Consider the following 19,237-nt stretch of genomic DNA (forward strand, 5'->3'; position numbering starts at 1 on the left):
TAAGTGGGATGAAGACATGAATCGAACCAAAATTTGCCTTCGTTTGCTAGTCATATTGGTTCTAATGGGAAATGTTACGGGTTGCAATTCACCTTATTCTACCGAACAACAACGTCAAACAGCGATCGAACAAGCGTTAGCCACCTTTGCTAGCGATGCAATTAATATTGATATGATAGCAGATCCGCAATTGAATGCGTTTAATCGAGTACCCAATAGTTGTACGGTACTGATTATTCAAGCCGAAAGGCGTGACCAGTTAGAAGGTTTATTAAATAATCCTTCGTTGTTACGCAATCTTTTTGCTCGCGCCGGCGGTAGTGAAAATATTCTTAAATTGGATAGCTATGTCATGATGCCGGGACAACGCGTGACATTACATCTTGATCGCGTAGAGCAAGCGCGTTATGTGGCATTGATAGCGGGTTATTATCCGCTGCCGAATGAGAGGCATGCGCGGATTTTTTCTATTCCTGTCGAATTAAGCTCACAGGGTTGGTGGAATAAGCGTTGGCAAGCCCATTTTATTCCCATCAATATTGAAATTACGCTAGGTGAGGCGACTATTGTTCGCAGTAATAAATCGATTAGACGACCGAGTGACGATGTCGTTTTTCCCTCCAAATCGGCAACGGGAAAAGCGAGTAAATCTATCATAAGATAACTAGTTAAAATTGCGCAACATAGCGTGCAGCGATGAGATATCCAGCGGTTGTCAGCGATATTTTAGGGAAAAATTATGCTTGATTATAAACCCATATATTGGTTTAGCGGATTGTATTTACAACCGCAGCATTTACAAACACAGCAACTACATGATGAATATTGGCGTGCTCGCTATCAATTATTGACCCAACCTTGGGCCTGGGGGGTAATAAATATCAGTTTTCATCAAGCTGCATTACATGATGAAGAATTACGTATTTATGAAGGGCAATTTATCTTGCCAAATGGTGTTTATGCTGATTGTAATGTCAATGCCATCGTTGCTCCTCGTTCATTACGAGATTGCTGGCAAGTAAGAGAAAAATCAGTACTGGTTTATATTGGCTTAAGACAGATTAGTCATAATCAAAATAATGTTACTTGTGTGGCAAAAGCCAGTGAGATCACTGAACAGACAACGCGCTGGGTCAGTTGGCCGACGGAGCAGCCCATCAGAGATCTGTATGGTAATGGTACTGAAGTTCAGCTACAGCAGATGTCATATAACTTACGCTTTTTTCTACACGACGAAATAGCGCAATTAACCGGTTATACGCTATTGCCGATAGGTCGATTACGTCAGGGATCTAAGGGTATTGAATGGGATAGTGATTACTTCCCGCCAAGCATGACGTTGAAAGCGGTGCCCTGGTTATGGCAGCGAATTGATAATTTATGTTTAGAACTAACTGGACGTCTTCATCAATTTGAAGAATTTAAACGACCACCGATGGTGGAGAGCGGTGAATTAAACCAGCGAAAAGATATTTTACTATTAGCAATGCGTACCTTGTCGCGTTATGTCATTCGATTGCAGCATTATAAGGAAGCGCAAGATATTCATCCATGGAAAATAGTCGGCCTATTAAAAGAGTTGATAGCTGAACTCACTTGTTTTACTGATCTTTGCTCATTTAACGGCGTATGCCAATGGGATAACACCGTTGCGCCTAGTTATGATCATCATGATATTGCGGCAAGCCTGAAGTTATGTGAACGTAAGATTATGAGATTACTAGATAATTTGATGATCAAGCAGGATAGCGTTATTTCATTCGCTAAACAGAGTGAAGGTTATTTTTCTGCCAATTGGCGATTGGCGCCGCAAGAAAACTATGTTGCTATTTATTTAGTCATGCGTTCAGAACAATTTGTTCAGCAGGAATATGAAGTGCCTGACGATAGGTTGATAAAAATGGCAGCCAAAAGTCAGATCGACACCATCATTACTCGCTCTTTAGCTGGGGTACGGCTTCATTATCAAATTATCCCACCGCAAGGGTTACCCCAAAAATTGAATAGCCGTTATTTCAAGGTAGAAGAGCATAGTCCTGCCTGGGAAGAAATTAAAAACAGCGGCAATATCATACTGCATTGGCCAGAAGCACCGGAAGATTTACAGATAGATTTGATATTGGCCAGGAGTTACTAGATGTACTTAGTCGATTTTTATAGGCCAGTTTTTCACCGAGTACTGTTGATTGTGCAACAAACTGAACAATATAGCGATACATTACGAGAAACGGTAAAAACGATGTTAGTTAAGGCACAGGAAAATGCACTGATGCAGGGTTATGACAAACAAGATATCGATGATGCACATTTTGCCGTGTTGGTTTGGGTTGATGAGATGATATTAAATGCTGGCGCTCAATGGCTCGAACAATGGCGCCTTTCATCGCTGCAACAGCTAAGTTATGACTCTACCTTGGGCGGATTAACCTTTTTTGAGCGATTAAAGTCGATGTCAATCGATCGTTTCCAAGCTAGGTTGGTTTATCTTTGTTGTTTGCTGTGTGGTTTTCGCGGCCGTTATGCTACCGATGGCGAAATAGCGTTACATCATCTTATTGATCAGGAGATTGATAATTTACCCAATCATCTTCGCCAGTTTATGACCAATAAAGATTTGAGTTTGATGCCAATATTATTTAATTATTCAGACAATCATGCTCAACCTATTATGAGCAAAGGATGGGAACGGTGTCTTGCTATCAGCATAATATTAGCCTTGTATTTGCTCGCTTCGGTCTGCCTTTTTAATCTTGCTACTTAAAAAATAAGAGAGTAGGAATGAAAAAGTTTTTTTGCATCGTCGGTATATTATTGCTGATGATAAGTCTCTTATGTTTGTGTTTTGCGATGGTTGCCTGGTGGTCATGGCCAACACTAATGGCACTATGGTTATTTTTAGGCTGTTTATGTGGTCTGCTAATAATATATGTCGGTGTATTAGTTATTCCTAAAATACAAAGATGGCTAAAACAGCAACTGGTAAAAAAACGCTATGGCAGTAACCGGCTGGAACGCCAGTTATGGCACCACTGGAAGCGTGGTGCAAGTATACAAAAACGCTGGTGGTTAACATGGCGAGAATATGCTCCACCATGGTATGTGGTATTAGGTATGCAAGGGGCTGGCCAACAAGGGTTATTAGCTGATAGCCAAATTCCTTCACTCGTGAGCTTGCAAAATCATTCGATAAATGAACGGCAATTTAGTTGTCGCTGGTGGTTTTTTCGGCGTGCTATGTATCTGGTTATGTCCAGTTATTTTTTAACGGATAGACCATTGTATCGCCAGGCTTGGCAACGCTTAATCTATTGGTTTTCCAAGGTTCGACCGCCTACCGGTATCGTCCTTTGTCTACCCATGGATTTATTGTTGCATGCTAATAATAAAATGCGTTTTCAGGCGGCGCGTTTGATGCGTGAACAATTAGCACTTTTACAGCAACGCTTGGGTTATCGTTTATCGATATGGGTGGTAGTTACTCATAGTGAGTGCTTACCTGGATTCCATCTATGGAGTCGTCAATTATCTGAGCAGCAGCGGCAGCAGGTGCTAGGTGGCATGATTGACCAAGGGTTAGATAGTAATTTTATTGGTGCGTTAGATAGCACGTTAGATTCAGTTGTTCAGGCGTTAAAGATCACCTGTTTGCGCCAATTGAATGATAATCGTATTACACCACCCGCTGAGTTACTGATATTGCCTGAACAGATTAGGCAGCTGCAGCCGGCGTTGGAAGAGTATTTTCAGGCCCTGTTTGCTCCTGATCATTACCAGCAACATAGTTTATTATGTGGTTTATTTTTTAGCGCAATAGAAAATAACGATAATGAGCCTGGAACGAAAAGTTTATTTAGTCAGCAATTACTAGAAAAAATATTGCCTGACCAAAAAAGCAAAAAACAGCTCCTGCTTAACGCTCGTTTTTGGCGGCGTCGCGCGTTGTATAGTTTATTAATTTTTAGCTTACTGTTTGGCGTGGCGCGATCATCATGGATCGCTTATGAAGATATGCTTAAGTTAGCTTGCGATCCTTTAAAGAGTGCCTTGGCATGTCGTTATGATCGTTATCAGCAAGCTGAGGCATGGCAGGAGCGTGGGATAGATCTATTTTCACCGCTGCGTTATCTGTTGCGTCAATATCTTGCGCAACAATATTTATATCTGCTAACAGATAAAAATTATCATCCTAACCAAGTTATTAATAATCTAGCTTCCCGTTTTGCTAACAGTAATCATCAACAAAAGCGTCATCTTATTCTAAATTTGGTCCGTTTTATTAATAGTGAGCAGGCAATGAGTCAAGGTGCCAGCTTAGTGCAATTGAGGCAGCTTCCTGCCTGGTCGGCAACTCAACTTCTGGGAGTGACGGCCGCTGTATCGCAAGATCAGTATATTGCCATACGTTTAGCGCAGTATCGTACCGGTCAAGCGCAGCAAGCAATATCTCAATGGCAGTCAGTGTTACAGCAACTATTAGAAAAAGATAACCATTGGTCATGGTTGTTGGATGATAATATTGTTGATAATGGTGACAAAGTTACCCTGGCAGATTTTTGGCCGCTAGATCGGAATAATGAACAAAAATTGTCAGCCGAGGTTAAGGCGATTTATAGCCAAAACGGAGAAAAAGCAATACAGCTATTATTGGATGAAATAGCCTTAGCCGTTAATGATACCGCCCTCTTTTCCCAGCGGCGAAGTCAGTTTATCAGCAACTATCATCAACAATATCAATCCGCTTGGTTAACCTTGGCACAGGCGATGCCACAAGCAGAAAGTTACATCCGCGGTAAAAGTAATTGGCAACAATTAATGTTTGATACGGCGCAAAATGCCAGTCCTTATTTGCGCTTTTTTAATCGCCTGGCAATAGAAAGTGCCTCTATTCCACAATCAGAGCAACAATCTTGGCTAAGGGATCAATTGTCTTTGTGGCAATTACATAACTACTTGCCAAAAGGCAATTTTTTGCAGCAGTTGTCAATGCAAGAAAGTGTTTGGCGTCGATTTATCCAAACTAAGTTTGGGCGTTTACCACCAATTTCTATTCGTGTTGATCAACACGCGCTATTTCGTTATCAAACCTGGCGTCAAATGCTGCAAAAAACCGTTCAATATGCCTTATTGGGGGATAATGAAGCAGAACAGCTAGTGAAAATTTCTCTTGGCGAAGAGCATGATCAGCAAAACGGCAATTTACGCCTACTCGCTAATCAATTTGATTTATGGTGGCAGCCACTGCAGGTTAAAAACATGGCGCAGCGTGAACCACTATTACGGCATTTATGGCAGGGTGATAAGCGTTTGTTAGTAAGATTTGCGTTTTTTAGTGCGGCTGAGAAATTACAACAGCAGTGGGATAGCCAGGTTATTTGGCCAATGAATAATGCCAATGATGATCAGCTATTAACGACAACAGAACAGATGGTGCGCTTGTCTGATTATAGTAAGCGTTTTATCAAAGAACATGCTAATTATGCATTGAATATCAATGGCCAAGGGATCTCACGCCGTTCTCTAGCCGGGATCAATTTTCCGGTTAATGAGGCATTTTTGCATTTTATTCGTCAGGTTGTGCGACCTAATGATTTAGCGCCAGCCAGTGCGGATATTCGTAGACGGTTACAGGAGCAACGTGAGTTATTGCAAACTCGGCAGAGTGGGGAAAGAGATGCTGAGCAGAGTCAATGGGCAATGTTAACCTTCACGAGTCAGCCGGCAAGTGCTAATCGGCAAGCACAAGTTTTACCCATCGGTAGTCGCATTAGCTTAGATTGTCAGCAACAAATTCAGCAAATTAATAGTATCAATTTTAATGATAGCGCAACCATGCGCTGGCATCCGCAATGGTGCCAACGCATAAAAATTGATATTGATTTTCCTGGCTTTCAGCTAACGCAAATTTATAGTGGGCCAGAGAATATGGTTCGATTTATTCGAGCACTATCTCAAGGAGAATTGATCTTTAATGCGAAAGATTTTACCCAACAATATACCGCATTAACATCATTAGGCATTAAGCGTATCACGGTACGTTATCTGTTAGATGGTGCGCCAGAGGCGCTGTCACTATACCAACACTGGTCACAGCAGCTAAAACAACAAAGGGATAAGCAACAACAACTGCAACAATTAGATCAACAATTGCTAAATTTAAATGCGCCAGCGGTACCCGTAAAGGGTTCGTTGTCATCGTTACCATTAGAAATTACTACTTTGTGGTATGAAATAAGGAATAATTCGTGAGCAGTAATTTAAAACAGATTATTAATAATCTTTCGCTGCCGGCACGTGAGTGTCTGGATAGTGCGGCCAGTTTAGCGGTTAGTCACACTCACCATGAGATAGAGAGTGAGCATTTACTACTAATTTTATTAGAAAAACAGACCCAATTAGTGGAACAGCTCTGTTATCACGCTAATGGGGATGCATTGAAGTTATTAGAAGCTTGTCAATCTTCTTTAGCTCAATTGCGTAGCGGATGTCATCGAGCGCCAGTATTTTCTATTATGCTGACGGATTGGTTAGAGAGTGCCTGGATGTATGCCACTATCCGCTGGCAGATGGATAAACTATCACCCTTATTATTATTGGCTACTTTGCTGGCAGAACGTAAATTGCATCAGGGATTACCACTATATCTACAACAAGCACTGCAAATTAATGGTGAGCTATTGGACAAAGCCGTTGAAATGATGATGCAGCAACCTATTACTCCCTCTGATGCTAAAGATCAAGCATCGGCCTTAATGAAATATGCTCACCATTTAACTCAGGCAGCGCGTGACAATAAATTGGATCCGGTACTCGGACGAGAAAAAGAGATCCGTCAACTGATTGATATCTTGTTGCGTCGTCGGCAAAACAATCCATTACTCACGGGAGAAGCAGGGGTTGGTAAAACTGCATTAGTTGAGGGATTGGCGCAACGTATTGTGGCCGGGAATATTCCGGCCGCGCTAGCGAATGTAGAACTATTTACGCTAGATTTTGGTTTATTACAGGCTGGTGCCAGTATCAAAGGCGAATTTGAAAATCGTTTGCAACAATTATTAGATGAAGTAAAAAATTATCCGTTACCAATTATTTTATTCATTGATGAAGCGCACACCTTAATTGGCGCAGGTGGCCAAGCAGGACAAAATGATGCGGCAAATTTATTAAAGCCGGCGTTAGCCAGAGGGGAACTGCGTACTATCGCCGCGACGACGCAAGCGGAATACAAAAAATATTTTGAAAAAGATGCGGCACTGGCGCGTCGTTTCCAACTGATCAAAGTGGATGAGCCTACACAGGAAGTTGCCATCGCCATGCTGCGTGCTATGGTGCCGATGATGGAACAACATCATGGTGTAAGAATTTTAGAGAGCGCAGTTACGGAAGCGGTCCAATTAGCAGCTCGTTATATTACTGGTCGCCAATTACCAGATAAGTCAGTTACCTTGCTGGATAGTGCTTGCGCAAGGGTCGCTATTTCTCAATGTGGTGAGCCCGGACCTATAGAAGATCTGCGGGCAATGTTGGCGCAGCGAAATGTTGAACGTCAATCACTTCTGCGCGAAGGTTCCCCTGAGCATGAAAATATCAGCCGTCATATCCAGCAGTTACAAACTTCGCTAAATGCGCTATTACCCGAATATTACCAGCAACAACGTCTGGTGCAGGCAATCAAAGCAGCGGGTGAAAATGAGATAGAAATTGCCCCATTACGGCGTGAATTACATGCAAGGCATCAACAACATGCCTATGTATTTGATTGTGTCGATGCAGCTTGTGTGGCGGACATTGTTTCTGGCTGGACAGGCATTCCATTGGGCCGAATGGTGGAAAATGAACGTGATGTACTCATTAATCTTGAGCAACGCTTAGCTAGCCGAATTATGGGGCAAGATCATGCTTTAGCGCAGATTGCCCGTCAAATACGCATTGCTAAAGCACAACTGGCAGATCCCCAGAAACCTTGCGGTGTTTTTATGTTAGTCGGCCCGTCAGGTGTCGGAAAGACAGAAACAGCAATCGCATTAGCCCATGAGATGTATGGTGGTGAGCGAAGTATGATCACCGTTAATATGTCAGAATATCAAGAAGCGCATTCGGTTGCTGGTTTAAAAGGGGCACCACCAGGTTATGTCGGCTATGGGCAGGGTGGAGTATTTACTGAATCTGTGCGAAGACGCCCTTATAGTGTGATTTTATTAGATGAAGTTGAGAAAGCGCACCCAGATGTGCTGGAGTTATTTTTTCAAGTTTTTGATAAAGGTATAATGGAGGATGCAGAAGGGCAACGTATCGATTTTCGCAATAGCTTGATTATTTTAACTTCAAATGTAGGTTCTGAATTAATCATGCGGGCGATGCGGCAAGGAGTGAAAGAAGGGGATACGGTTCGATCAGCAGAACTGGATGATATTCAGCAATTTTTACACCCTGAGTTGAAACGTTTTTTCCCTGCCGCGTTCCTAGGACGTTTACAAGTAATCCCTTACTTACCGGTAGAAGGTGAAGTTTTACAAAAAATTATCCGGCATAAATTGGCCAAAATTGTTGTAAGATTTGAGAAGGCAACTCAGTTGCTACTGAGTTACTCTGATAGCTTGGTAGAATATCTGGCAGGTCATTGCTTAATAGCAGAAAGTGGTGCTCGAGAAATTGATAATTTATTATTGCAGCAGGTATTGCCCTTATTATCAGATAGTCTTTTGTCTGGGGATATGGTCAATAGATCCCATATTTATCTGGATGTGCAAGATAATAGGGTATGCTTCAACGCTATATCGTCAGATAAATAAGCAGTAATAAATATAAATAACCAAAGATAAATAATTTATTGGTATTTTTTGTTGATTGGTATAATTTCTATCAAAATAATAGGCAATATAATTAGAATAATATAATGAAGACGTTGGAAATATCACTGTATTGGTTAATTTTTATTTTTGTTGAACTGGGATTAGCCTTATTAAGTCTGGAAACGCATAATATTGGCAGTCTTTATCCATTAATTTGGTTTCCTGCGGGTATTTTAGTCGGCGTTTTATGTATCTCGCCGCCTCGTTATTGGCTCTTATGGTTGGTAACAGAATTTCTGGTAGACCTTTGTGCTAGTCAATTATCAGGTCGGTCGGTAACGATTTCTTTAATATTTGCCACGACCGATAGCTTTTATTTGGCAGCAGCAGCATTTATTTGGCAGTATTTCTATGGTGTTGCTTATATGCCCCGTAATGCCTGGCAAATACTTAATTTTACTCTGATAAATGTTGTTGTTGGCGGCATAGGATGTTTTATTACCAACTTAATATTTTATTTATCTGATCTGTCCTTTGATTTATATGATCCTTTGGAAAGAATAGTCGTCTATATATTGAATTATTTACCGTTAAGTTTTCTGGTTATTTATAGTTTTTGTCGTACTCCTCAATTACCTTGTCGGACAACACATTGGCTAATAATATTACTTTGGATGGCCATAATAACCAGTTTGATATTTTATCCGGTACTTTCTATTATATCTCCACCCTATATTGCCTGGTTGTTGTTAGCCAGTGTCAGTATTACTATTCTGCTTTCGCTGAGTTGTAATTTATTGCTACTTAGTGCTTTTTTATCACTGTGTGCAGTCGGTTTTGTCTTATTACCGTTACTTAATATGCCAAGTTTTAATGAAGGCGATGAAATAAGACGTCAATCGATAATAGATTTAATGCAGTGGTGTAGCGTACTGTTAGCCTTTCCTGCCCTATTTTTAGCAGGTTTTTTGCGCAGTTTATATCATGTGTTATTTCGTTATAAAGCCCGATTCCTATTAGCTTATAGCATCTTAGAACTTGATGTAATGCATCGATTTTTATTAAGCCGAGAAGATGAGCATATTACCTGGTATAACCTCAAAACATGGCGTAAATATTATCCTATGCCAGTCTCATGGGCGTTATTCGTTGCCTGGATCCATTTGGATGACAGAAAAGCCGTTGAACAGCTTAAGTTGTCAGCGTGTAGCAAACCTAAAGTGTTAAAAATTCGGTTGTCGGATGGTAAAGGTGGATTTAATGAAGCCCACCTTGCTTTGATTTTGCGTCAAGGAGATAGAGGCAAAGAAATGGAAGGTTTGTTATATGAAATTTCACCTTAAAAATGATCTGAGGGACCTATGAGTAAAAAAGTTATTATTGCTGATGATCACCCGGTATTTTTACTAGGATTACGTATGATCCTTGCAAGTATGCCAGAAAATTATCAGATCGTTGGTGAGGCACATCATGTCAGTGGGTTGCTATCTTTGCTGCAAACTAAACCGGTAGATATGTTGATAACGGATTTTATTATGCCGGGTGACAAGAATATGGATGGTCTACGTATGATAAGTCATATTCGCCAAAATTGGCCAACTTTACCTATCGTGGTGATCACGATGGTTAATGAGCCAAATATTATCAGTATGCTTTCGCGTTATCATGTCAAAGCGATCCTGAATAAAAGCAGTTTAGCGAGTGAACTTGAGAAAGGACTTTATAATACAGCAGGTCAGGAACAGCCTTATATTAGTTCTGACTTTCTGAGCTCCCCTATTGATCAACTTGCTCGGATATTAACGCCTAAAGAGTTAGAAGTGATACGTTTATTGGCAAAAGGATTAACCGTTAATGATATTGCGACCAAAGTTTTTCGCACTAAGCAAACTATTAGTTCGCAAAAACAGAGTGTAATGAAGAAACTTAATATTCCAAACGATGCCGCATTATATAATTATTTGCAACAGGTGGGGCTCAGTGGGTGAGCAGAAGAAAAAAGATAGCCCTTTTATTTGGGGGATGGTATTGGTTTTTTGCTTTACCGGTATTTGGTCATTCACTGAGTAATGATTCATTTGGCGAGACAATTCCCGCTGAGGGTAAAGAGGTTGGTTTTTATTCTAACATAGCGCAACGATTATTTTTGCCTAAAGTTACTTTTGTCGATAATTTTAAGGATAAACCAGCCGCGCTTATTGTGGGTTTTGTCCGTTCTACTAGTGAACCTTTAGTCATTTATCGTTGGGATGGTAGAATCGAGGGCGTTTATGCAGATTATCTTAGCGTATTATCAAGATTATTAAAAATACCGATTCAACTTCGGGTCTTTGACAATTACCAGCAGGCAAAAAAAGCATTAGATGAAGGATATATTCAGTTATTAGCTCAAACCTCGGCTTCATTATCAGCAACAGTCCGTAAAGGAAATGAAAGTAAACCAATATTAATCCAACCACTGGTGATGCTGATAAAAAAAGAAAAAATCTATTATAAAGCGGATGAATTACGTGTATTGGTTGCCCATGAAGAACCGCGGGAAGTATTGGATAAAATTCGCCAATCCTATCGTGAAGTTACAATTGTCAAATCAACCCAAGAAGCATTACAGGAAATATTGGCTGATAAGGCAGATGCTTTGATTAGTGGACAAGCACAAATGGCTTATCAGTTTACCTTTCGTTCACTGCCTTCCTCTCTAGTTTGGCATCATGTCGATTATGCCAGTACATTGGAAAACAATTTTATTGTCCGTGCAAATGATCCATGGATGGAGGATGTTAATCGAGCATTAAACGAACTATCTAGAACCATTAAAAATGTTGTTTATGAACGCTGGATTGCTGGCATTGTTCCAGTATTAAATAGTGAAAATATTAATTTTTCACGCGAGGAAAAGAACTGGTTGTTACGCCATCCTGTTATTAATGTGGTGGTAAAACACAATTCACCGCCCTATTCCTATAAGAATGCCAATGGTCAAATTATCGGCATGAGTATCGATATTTTACGTCTGGTCGGTGAAAAAACCGGTGTACATTTTAATTTAATCACTGTCGATAACTCAGCCGACATTGTCGATAATCTACAGCAGGGTAATGCGGAGATGGCGCTGTCATTAGTGAGCAATGAACAACGCAAAAAGTGGTTACTATTTTCTCATCCCTATAGTTCTTTTGAATGGGTGATGATCACACGCAATTACCGCAATGCACCTAAAAGCCTGCAACAATTACGTCATCGAAAAATTGTAGTGGTACGTGGTCACATATTATTGACAGAATTTGACCACGAGCCTGATATTGAGTTGATTGAAGTTGAAAATATGGATAAGGCCATTGAAATGGTTTTGGCGGGCGCGGCTGATGCGGCGTTAGATAATTTTGTTAGTGCAAACTATCTTCAATCGAGTCGTTATGGTGATTCTATATTAATCAACTCCCTCAATAGAGACTTATTACATGCCAGGTATGCAGTGGTTGCTGATTATGCACCCTTAGTTAATATTTTGAATAAAGCGATTGATGCATTATCGCCAAAAGATCTGCGTTATTTACATCAGAAATGGTTATCTCCGGTCACTTTTTTCACTTCTTATAGCGTATTACGTCTCTCCTCTTGGATAATTCTTTGGGGTAGTTTATTATCCATGATCTCAATTACTTCAATATTTTGGGGTAGTTGGTTAACACGTCAGATCAGAAGGCGTAAAGCGGCAAAAACCGCGTTACAGAACTCATTAGCTTATTGGGAAACGTTGTTCAATACGATCCCTGCTCCGATGTTTGTCTGTGATCCTATCATGAATATTACGGCTGCCAATCCATGGTTTTTACATGAAATGGGGGATTTGCCACGTGAGAGGATCATTGGTCATTCGCTATTTTCACAAGGTTTTTTTCGACCCGATGACGAAGTAGAAATATTCACTCAATTTCTTAGTTGCTTATCCGGTGCACCCGCCTATTTTTCTGATTGTTCGATTTCTATTCAAGGTCAAACGCGAGAAGTCTATTTATGGTTAGAGCATTACCGTGATGCAGAAGGAATTGTGCAGGGTATAATTGGTGGCTGGTTTGATATTACCGAGCGAAAATTATTGGCGCGAGAATTACGCACAGAACGTGATAAGGCGAAACGAGCAAGTAATGAAAAATCGGCTTTTTTAGCGCATATTAGCCATGAGATCCGCACGGCATTATATATCATTATTGGTATATTGGAATTAGAAGTCAGACAATTACCGGAAAATGTGCCTTTGCATACCGCCAGTCGGGCTGCTAACTCTTTACTGGGTGTGATCGGTGATGTTTTGGATTTCACCCGTATTGAATCTGGCACCGTGACATTGAATTTACAGCCGGTTGCTTTGTATGCCTTGTTGGAACAGTGTGCAGAACCTTTTTGTGCCATTGCACAGGATAAAGGATTAGGTTTTACGCTTGAATTAACTATCCCCAAGCAAAATTATTATCTACTTGATGCGACCCGGATTACTCAAGTGATCAATAATTTGCTCAGTAATGCAGTTAAATTCACTGATGAAGGTTTTATCACGTTAAGGGCATGGATACAACGCACAACGGATAGTGCAACGGAAATGCTCTCCTTATATGTGCAAGATACCGGTTGTGGTATTCCAGAACATATGTATAGTGAAATTTTACAGCCTTATGTCCAAGTGGAAGCGGATTCAAGGGGGACAGGGTTAGGATTACCAATATCAATCCAATTAATGGCGCTAATGGATGGCACGCTCACGTTAGAAGCGGCTCCGGGTGGTGGCACATTGGCACATATGAATTTACCGTTAAAACAGAGTGAGCTGCAAGAAGAGGAAGCTTCTCCTACCAGTATTATCCAGCAGGAATCACTCAATATCTTATTAGTGGATGATCTACCAGCCAATCTGCAAGTGCTATCTCTACAATTGGCTTCTTCCCAACATCGGGTAACCCTTGCTGAAGGTGCTGAGCAAGCATTAACGCTGGTGGAAGAAAATTATTTTGATATGGTATTAACGGATTGTCAGATGCCAGTGATGAATGGTTATGAATTAACCAAAGTATTAAGAGCATCATCAGCGCAACGTAACTTGCCGGCCCAAGTTATTTTGGGGTGTACTGCAAATGCATTTAGTTCAGAGCTATCACTGTGCCTGGCTGCGGGTATGGATGGTGTACTGGTTAAACCTTTAACACAAGATCATTTATTATCGGAAATTGCTCGATATTATCAGCGAGTTAATTTACAAAATGAACTCAGTTTTGATGGTATCAGTGCCTTGGCTAGCGGTGATAAACAGAAAGAATATCAATTACTCCAAGCAATTTTGGAAGGAATAGAACAAGATCTGGCCACACTACATAATTTAAGATCAACGACGATTGATGAGGAAGCGCTGTCACTACATGTGCATCGGATGAAAGGGGTATTCGCTTTATTATGCTATCAGCCGGCTTTACGCGTTTGTTGGCGGATTGAAAAGGGAGGATTTTGTGGTGATAGCCAAACCTTAGAAACACTATTTTACTATACAGACACTTTTCGGGCGGCGGTTAATGGGCGTTTAAATGAGCATAATGATCTAGCCAAAACGAATACAACAGCGTTATCTGATAATAGTATGATATAGCGGAATAATAGCAGTAATTTGTTGATCACAGAGATAGTATTAATCTATTTCATAATATTATAGTGTCTGTAACTATTAAATTGATAAGAAAGGGGGGGGAATATTAAATTTCCCCCTGGTTATTATGTTCGTTAATCTCGATTAATTCGCATTTTTGTGTAGGCTGCAGCAGAGAGATTGGCGAGTAATCTAATCTGCTACAGGGTTTTATTTGCATGGCTTATTATTTTCGACGCGATATTTCATCTAGCATCGAGTTGGGATATCAGCCAATTTTAAAAATCGCCAATAAGTTTTTGAATTAACCTGCCAGGTTTATATCCTTACTTATTTAAACGTTCACTAGCAATAGCAAAAATTAAGAGATAATTCCCCATATTTTCAATTTTTGGCACCATAATCGATGTTCAGGTGAAAGCAATTTTAAAGGATCAAATGGATAAGGCTTTGGTGTTGCTTGCAGAAATAGTTGACGCACCATTACGTGTAACCAAGCGGCTGCGGCAACATCTTCGAAGCCTTTTATTTTTTGCAAACGTAAAACTAAATTATGTAATTTCCCAAGTTTTACTTCATAGCTCAATATCTCTTTTTGCTGCTGCTCATACCACTTGGGAAAAATGAATTTAGTTAATCGAGTAAATATATTTTTAGGTGGGCGGCTTGCTTCTATAATAGCATCTTTAATAATAGCAGTTGCATTTTTATTAGTTAATAATGGTAATGTTCTCTCTAATGGTGTCGGTAATAGTTCCAGATTATGAATAATTATTCCTTGTAATTTTCTATTATAGCTATGTAATTTTTTTAAATAGCTTTTTAGTTCATTAATATTTTGCTTTTCTATTATCGCTTCTAATTTAATGTCTTCTACTTTTTTTATCTCTATTACCTTTTGTAAATGTATCTGATGATAAATATTAGCCAGCTCTTCTGATAATGCAGCTAAGTTGGTCAAGCGTTGAAAATTAGCATACTGAAGCGTGATTTCAGCTTCCAGTTTTGCAGTTTCTTCGACTGGGTTATTATTTGAAACGTTTATTTGATTAGTTAGTGTGTCATTGATAATAAATGTTTCAGTTTGTTCAGATAATTTTAATTTATTTTTCTTAAAAACAGATTGTTCTAATTTTGAAAATCCCTTAAATGCATTATTTGTATCAATCGTGATTACGTTAATGTTATTAGTATATTTATTGCATTTTTTATAAACATTAATTTTCCCTTTGTATTTTAATGACTTTTCTTTAGTTGCTTTAACTGCATTAAGTCTGGAGTCATTGATTGCTAAGGGATTATTTGGTGTTGAAAGAATAAATGACATTATAATTTCCCTAGGTATAATTTATTATTTCTTAATAAACAACTTTGCTCCATGATATAGCAAAGTGAAGTTAGCAGCTGAATTTATACAGTTATATCCAGTAAACTACTGAGATTTTATAAAATTTTATTATCAAAGATAAAAACAGAGAAAAATTTTGCCGAAATGGATTCATTAAATGTTTGCATCAAATATTGTTATTCTTTACTTCATTTTTATAATTATGAAGCCGTTTTTAGGAAAATAACTCTATTGTTATATAACCAATCTACATTATAGAATAGCGTTCTAATCAAGCAAATTAAAAGCTTGTGTTTAAATAATACCGGAGCAATAAAAATTGACTACAAGCTCATAAGAAAATTATTTTAAAATAAATTGCCAATTTTTTTATAGGAAATTAATTTTATATTTATGTTAAAAATATATTTAAAATATGTTTTTTTATTATTTAATAAAATATATTTGGACTTTGTTGGTCATAACCAGTATGTTGTTTAACAAGTTAATGAAAAATATATATCATTTTAAATAAATTATAGTAAATAATTATCATTTATTGAGACAAATAGTTTTCAAAATTTTTATAAAACAGTTATTTTTTCTTTAACTGTTCTCAGGTATTTACCGGATATTTTCGCTTCATCGTACCATGGATACTCTATTTCTATAGAGTGAGTGGAGGTATTATGTCGTTATTTAATAATCCGATGCAATTAATTGTAGTGCTTTTTTGTTTATCCATAATGCCTTTGTTTGCAGTAATGGGAACTTCGTTTTTAAAAATTTCGATTGTTTTATCAATGTTACGCAATGCTTTAGGCATACAGCAAATTCCGCCTAATATGGCTATTTATGGTTTGGCATTAATATTAACTTTATTTACTATGGCACCTGTTGGTTTTGCAATTCGTGATAATATTAAAGCCCAGCCGATTGATTGGAATTCGGTTAATTCAATGGAACAAATAGATTCCTCAGTTATTACGCCATATAGAGATTTTTTGAAAAAAAATACCAGCGAAGAACAAATTAAATTTTTTACCCAAATAGGCTATAAAATTTGGCCTAAACAATATCAAACTTCATTATCTCCTAACTCCTTATTAGTCATGGTTCCTGCATTTACCATGAGTCAACTTATTGCAGCATTTAAAATTGGTTTTTTAATTTATCTCCCGTTTGTTGCGATCGATCTTATCGTTTCTAATGTTTTATTAGCAATGGGGATGATGATGGTCTCCCCAATGACAATCGCGCTTCCCTTTAAATTATTAATTTTTATTTTGATGGGTGGCTGGGACAAACTTATCGGTCAATTGATGGTGTCTTTTTCATGAATGAGTCCACCATAATTCATTTTACTTCGGAGTTGTTATGGATTGTGCTGCTGCTTTCATTACCAATTGTGATAGTGGCATCCATTACTGGGTTATTGGTGAGTATATTGCAAGCCCTCACACAAATCCAAGACCAGACATTGCAATTTCTAATTAAATTAGTCGCTGTATGTATTACCTTGGCGGTAAGTTATCACTGGATGGGAAGTGCACTACTTAACTACGCTATTTTATCTTTTGATCAAATAGGTAAATAAGAGGATTAGATGAATAGCCTAATGCAAATGGTGCCTTGGTTGGCATTGAGCATGATGCGGCCCCTTGGAATGTTACTATTATTGCCGCTGTTTAAAGGGGGAGCAATGGGAAGTAGTTTGATTCGTAACAGCTTAGTATTAGTGTTTGCTCTGCCCATTGCTCCGATAATTAAGACCATGCCAATCGATTTCACTCATCAAACTGTAACAGAGTTAGTATTTCTATACAGTGAAGAGTTAATTATTGGATTAGTGCTTGGTTTTTGCGCAGCCATTCCCTTTTGGGCTATTGATATGGCAGGATTTATTATCGATACATTGCGCGGCGCCTCTATGTCGACCATCTTAAATCCTTTAATGGGATTACAATCTTCAATTTTTGGCATGTTATTTACCCAAATATTGAGTGTCCTATTTTTAGTTTCTGGTGGTTTCAATGCGTTACTTACTGCGCTTTATCATTCCTACAATGTGTTACCGCCAAATGCACCGTTATCCTTTAATGCTTCAATGTTGTTATTCATACAGCAACAGTGGCATATGATGTTAGAACTCTGTATGAGTTTTGCTATGCCTGCCATGGTGGTGATGATTTTAGTTGATGTTGCATTAGGATTGATTAATCGTTCGGTAGAGCAGCTTAATGTGTTTTTCCTCTCTATGCCAATTAAAAGCGTATTAGTTGTGTTTCTTCTTCTGGTTAGTATGTATTTTGCATTTAATCACTATTTTATGAAGATCCAACTATTTGAAAAACACGTTTCAACTTTATTCCAACTTTGGCGGGGATGATATTAATGGCTGAAAAAACGGAAAAGCCTACACAAAAGCGGATAAATGAGGCACGTAAAAAAGGACAAGTCATTAAAAGTAATGAAATAGTGACAGTATTAAAAATGGCAGTCATTCTCGGTTATTTAATTGTTGAAGGGCATGCTTTATTTAATGCGATAGGCGAATTGATTATTTTAACTGTACGCTCACTCTCTTTACCGATCGATGTCGCGGCTAAAACAATTATTGGTTCCTTTATAATGTTGTTGTTACGTTTTATGGTTGGCTTAGTGGTGGTATTAATTGTAACAATTTGTTTAAGTTGTATTGTTCAAACTGGGCCAATTTGGGCGCATAAAAGTTTGGCATTTAGTTTTAATAAAATGAATATTATCAAAAATGCTAAACAAATTTTTTCAATGAAAAATCTATTTGAGTTTGGAAAGAATATTTTAAAGGTTATTGTACTCACTTTGGTTTTTTATTATTTATTAGATTATTATGTTAACCTATTTCAATATTTGCCAACTTGTGGTATTGACTGTGGTGTAATGGTAACTTTTACACTAATTCAATGGTTATGGGGAGGATTCTTAGTTTGTTATATCGTGTTTGCCATAGCAGATTACGGATTTCAATATTATCATGTAATGAAAGAGTTAAAAATGTCGAAGGAGGATACAAAACGAGAGTTTAAAGATACAGAAGGTAATCCTCAAATTAAGCAAAAGCGTCGTGAAATACAACGAGAAATAACGAGTAATTCAGTGGTTGCGAATGTAAGAAAATCAACAGTGATTGTTCGTAATCCAACCCATATTGTCGTTTGTCTTTATTACCAACCAGGCATTACTCCATTACCTCAAGTTGTTGAAAAATTTCAAGACAATATGGCTTTGCATATTGTGAAACTTGCTGAAAAAGCAGGTATCCCAATGGTTGAGAATATCCTATTAGCACGTGCGCTGTTTCAACAAGTAGAGACGGGGCAAATGATCCCAGAGAGCTTGTTCGAACCGGTTGCTGAGTTATTGCGCTTAGTAATGGATCTTCGTTACGATAGTGATGATTGATTAATTGTTTATAAAAATTTGAAACTTATCACTCTTTTAGTTGTA

Annotated in this window: 13 protein-coding genes; 12 read left to right on the top strand and 1 reads right to left on the bottom strand. The window is 38.5% G+C overall.

What is annotated here, in order from left to right; all coding sequences use genetic code 11:
• The first annotated feature begins 16 nt into the window (after positions 1-16).
• The 8 genes from QE177_RS02000 (at position 17) to QE177_RS02035 (ending at position 14,424) form a co-directional block, all read left to right on the top strand.
• Positions 17-664 (top strand): type VI secretion lipoprotein TssJ, encoded by a 648-nt coding sequence (locus tag QE177_RS02000; RefSeq protein ID WP_280551097.1) that lies wholly within the window; start codon positions 17-19, stop codon positions 662-664.
• Positions 665-739: 75 nt separating this feature from the next.
• Positions 740-2,137 (top strand): type VI secretion system baseplate subunit TssK, encoded by a 1,398-nt coding sequence (gene tssK, locus QE177_RS02005; RefSeq protein WP_280551098.1) that lies wholly within the window; start codon positions 740-742, stop codon positions 2,135-2,137.
• Positions 2,138-2,761: a DotU family type IV/VI secretion system protein gene (locus QE177_RS02010; RefSeq protein ID WP_280551099.1), complete on the top strand. Its 624-nt coding sequence runs from the start codon at positions 2,138-2,140 to the stop codon at positions 2,759-2,761. It begins immediately after the preceding gene.
• Between the two features lie 17 nt (positions 2,762-2,778).
• The gene (locus QE177_RS02015; protein WP_280551100.1) at positions 2,779-6,246 is read left to right on the top strand and encodes a type VI secretion protein IcmF/TssM N-terminal domain-containing protein; all 3,468 of its coding nucleotides are present in this window, start codon (positions 2,779-2,781) and stop codon (positions 6,244-6,246) included.
• Positions 6,243-8,789 (top strand): type VI secretion system ATPase TssH, encoded by a 2,547-nt coding sequence (gene tssH / locus QE177_RS02020; protein ID WP_280551101.1) that lies wholly within the window; start codon positions 6,243-6,245, stop codon positions 8,787-8,789. The genes QE177_RS02015 and tssH overlap by 4 nt, the downstream gene beginning before the upstream one ends.
• 104 nt (positions 8,790-8,893) lie before the next feature.
• Positions 8,894-10,132: a hypothetical protein gene (locus QE177_RS02025; protein WP_280551102.1), complete on the top strand. Its 1,239-nt coding sequence runs from the start codon at positions 8,894-8,896 to the stop codon at positions 10,130-10,132.
• Positions 10,133-10,150: 18 nt separating this feature from the next.
• Entirely contained in the window at positions 10,151-10,777 is a 627-nt protein-coding gene (locus tag QE177_RS02030; RefSeq protein WP_280551103.1) for a response regulator transcription factor, read from the top strand.
• Positions 10,774-14,424: a transporter substrate-binding domain-containing protein gene (locus QE177_RS02035; RefSeq protein ID WP_280551104.1), complete on the top strand. Its 3,651-nt coding sequence runs from the start codon at positions 10,774-10,776 to the stop codon at positions 14,422-14,424. The genes QE177_RS02030 and QE177_RS02035 overlap by 4 nt, the downstream gene beginning before the upstream one ends.
• Positions 14,425-14,782: 358 nt before the next feature.
• On the opposite strand, the gene QE177_RS02040 is transcribed toward QE177_RS02035, so the two are convergent.
• Positions 14,783-15,748, bottom strand: a complete 966-nt coding sequence (locus tag QE177_RS02040) for a hypothetical protein (protein WP_280551105.1) — start codon at positions 15,746-15,748, stop codon at positions 14,783-14,785.
• A gap of 689 nt (positions 15,749-16,437) precedes the next feature.
• Here QE177_RS02040 and sctR point away from each other — a divergent pair.
• The 4 genes from sctR to QE177_RS02060 are packed head-to-tail and all read left to right on the top strand — an operon-like array spanning position 16,438 to position 19,192.
• Positions 16,438-17,088: a type III secretion system export apparatus subunit SctR gene (sctR, locus tag QE177_RS02045; RefSeq protein ID WP_026823354.1), complete on the top strand. Its 651-nt coding sequence runs from the start codon at positions 16,438-16,440 to the stop codon at positions 17,086-17,088.
• A complete protein-coding gene (locus QE177_RS02050) occupies positions 17,085-17,345 on the top strand; it encodes an EscS/YscS/HrcS family type III secretion system export apparatus protein (protein WP_026823355.1) in 261 nt (86 codons plus the stop codon). Before sctR ends, QE177_RS02050 begins: the two co-directional genes overlap by 4 nt.
• 9 nt (positions 17,346-17,354) lie before the next feature.
• Complete coding sequence (gene sctT / locus QE177_RS02055) at positions 17,355-18,137, top strand: type III secretion system export apparatus subunit SctT (protein WP_280551106.1); 783 nt, start codon at positions 17,355-17,357, stop codon at positions 18,135-18,137.
• 5 nt (positions 18,138-18,142) lie between these two features.
• On the top strand, positions 18,143-19,192 hold the full coding sequence (locus QE177_RS02060; RefSeq protein ID WP_280551107.1) for an EscU/YscU/HrcU family type III secretion system export apparatus switch protein: 1,050 nt from the start codon (positions 18,143-18,145) through the stop codon (positions 19,190-19,192).
• Positions 19,193-19,237 lie beyond the last annotated feature (45 nt).

The sequence above is a fragment of the Arsenophonus sp. aPb genome (assembly GCF_029873475.1).
In the GTDB taxonomy this organism is placed as follows: Bacteria; Pseudomonadota; Gammaproteobacteria; order Enterobacterales; family Enterobacteriaceae; genus Arsenophonus.

Bases quoted from the DNA above. Each gene is read 5' to 3' on its own strand.
- QE177_RS02000 (WP_280551097.1), top strand. From the start codon at position 17: ATGAATCGAACCAAAATTTGCCTTCGTTTGCTAGTCATATTGGTTCTA.
- tssK (WP_280551098.1), top strand. From the start codon at position 740: ATGCTTGATTATAAACCCATATATTGGTTTAGCGGATTGTATTTACAA.
- QE177_RS02010 (WP_280551099.1), top strand. From the start codon at position 2,138: ATGTACTTAGTCGATTTTTATAGGCCAGTTTTTCACCGAGTACTGTTG.
- QE177_RS02015 (WP_280551100.1), top strand. From the start codon at position 2,779: ATGAAAAAGTTTTTTTGCATCGTCGGTATATTATTGCTGATGATAAGT.
- QE177_RS02025 (WP_280551102.1), top strand. From the start codon at position 8,894: ATGAAGACGTTGGAAATATCACTGTATTGGTTAATTTTTATTTTTGTT.
- QE177_RS02030 (WP_280551103.1), top strand. From the start codon at position 10,151: ATGAGTAAAAAAGTTATTATTGCTGATGATCACCCGGTATTTTTACTA.
- QE177_RS02040 (WP_280551105.1), bottom strand. From the start codon at position 15,748: ATGTCATTTATTCTTTCAACACCAAATAATCCCTTAGCAATCAATGAC.
- sctR (WP_026823354.1), top strand. From the start codon at position 16,438: ATGTCGTTATTTAATAATCCGATGCAATTAATTGTAGTGCTTTTTTGT.
- QE177_RS02050 (WP_026823355.1), top strand. From the start codon at position 17,085: ATGAATGAGTCCACCATAATTCATTTTACTTCGGAGTTGTTATGGATT.
- sctT (WP_280551106.1), top strand. From the start codon at position 17,355: ATGAATAGCCTAATGCAAATGGTGCCTTGGTTGGCATTGAGCATGATG.
- QE177_RS02060 (WP_280551107.1), top strand. From the start codon at position 18,143: ATGGCTGAAAAAACGGAAAAGCCTACACAAAAGCGGATAAATGAGGCA.